This is a genomic window from Mesorhizobium sp. M4A.F.Ca.ET.020.02.1.1, from assembly GCF_004022645.1.
GTDB lineage: Bacteria > Pseudomonadota > Alphaproteobacteria > Rhizobiales > Rhizobiaceae > Mesorhizobium.
On record NZ_RZOI01001063.1, the window covers coordinates 1 to 1487 of the forward strand.

Genomic DNA, 1487 nt, shown 5'->3' on the forward strand with positions numbered 1-1487 from the left:
GTCGTCGACTTCCATGTCCGGCGCCGGCAGAAGTCGATGTTGAGCGCGCGTGCCGTGGTGCTCGTTCCCCAGCCACATCCGGCATTCGACGCTTTGATGCTGATGGCTGTTAGCATCGTCGCCCTCCTCATCCTATTGGTGGTCGGAACTGCGATACTGGCCTCCCTCATAGCGTTCTGGCCTTATGATCTGAGCCTCTCGCTCAACAACTATGATTTTGCATCCTACGACGCGGCTGGCTGGTCCTCATACGTCAACAGCTTGAAGATGGCGGGTTGGACGGCATTGGCCGGAACAACCTGCGCCTTTGGCGGCGCCTATCTGGCCGAAAAAGGACCGGGACAGATATTGCCACGGACACTTTATCGGGCGCTCGCGATGCTCCCCATTGCGGTGCCGGGGCTGGTGCTTGGGCTGGGCTACATCTTCTTCTTCAACGACGCGTCGAACCCGCTTAACGGGCTGTATGGCGGACTGTCGATTTTGGTGACGGCCACGGTCGCGCACTACTACACCGTGCCGCATTTGATGGCGGTAACCGCGCTGAAGCAAATCGACGACGAGATCGACGAGGCAGCGGCAGCGCTTGGGGTACCTTTCTGGCGGACTTTTGCCCGCGTAACGCTGCCGATCTGCCTGCCCACGGTCATCGACATAGCCACCTATTTCTTCCTCAACGCCATGACGACGATCGGCGCTGTCGTATTCCTCTACCAGCCCGCGACGAAACTCGCCTCAGTAGCTGTCGTCGAAATGGACGATACAGGCGATACAGCTGCCGCGGCGGCCATGGCGGTCTTGATCCTGCTGTCGGCGGCCTGCGCCAAATTGCTTCAGGTGCTCCTCTCGTCAGTCGTCGTCAACCGCACGCAGGCATGGCGGCAGCGTCGCGCGCGCGACGTGTCCGATGATGCCGCGCATCTTCTATCGGCGACTTGAAAGTGCGAAGCTATGGGCCAGCGACACAAGGCATGGGAGCGCCGAAGCCAATCCGGATCAATATCAGCTCGCGCATCGATCTTCTGACGTTACGGCTCTTCGTTGCCATAATTGAAGCGCGCAGTATTGCGCGCGCCGCGGAACGCGAAAACATCGCTGCATCAGCCGTCAGCAAGCGGATCGGCGACCTGGAGCAGGCGCTTCGCACAGAGCTGCTGCATCGCCACCGGCAGGGCGTCGAACCGACATCCGCGGGGCAAGCATTGTTCCAGCATGCGCGTCTGATCATGCGCAACCTGGCCGAGCTTGAAGCTGAACTCATCGATTTCTCGGGCGGCACTCGCGGTCAGGTCCGCATCTGGGCCAATGAATCAACGCTCTTCGGCTTCATACCCGAGCAGCTTGCCAGTTTCGCCGAACGGTATCCGCAGGTACGCGTGGAGTTGCAATCAAACCTCAGCCCCGTGAACATTCAGGCTGTGATGGATAACAGCGCCGACATCGGAATCTTTTCCGGCGCGCTGCCAACCGGCGATCTGGTCGTGCAC

Annotated in this window: 2 protein-coding genes; both read left to right on the forward strand. The window is 60.2% G+C overall.

What is annotated here, in order from left to right; all coding sequences use genetic code 11:
• Positions 1-939 (forward strand): ABC transporter permease subunit (locus tag EN742_RS34815; RefSeq protein ID WP_128333867.1); only part of this gene is annotated, 939 nt, incomplete at its 5' end.
• Between the two features lie 32 nt (positions 940-971).
• Positions 972-1487 (forward strand): LysR family transcriptional regulator (locus EN742_RS34820; RefSeq protein WP_148670521.1); only part of this gene is annotated, 516 nt, incomplete at its 3' end.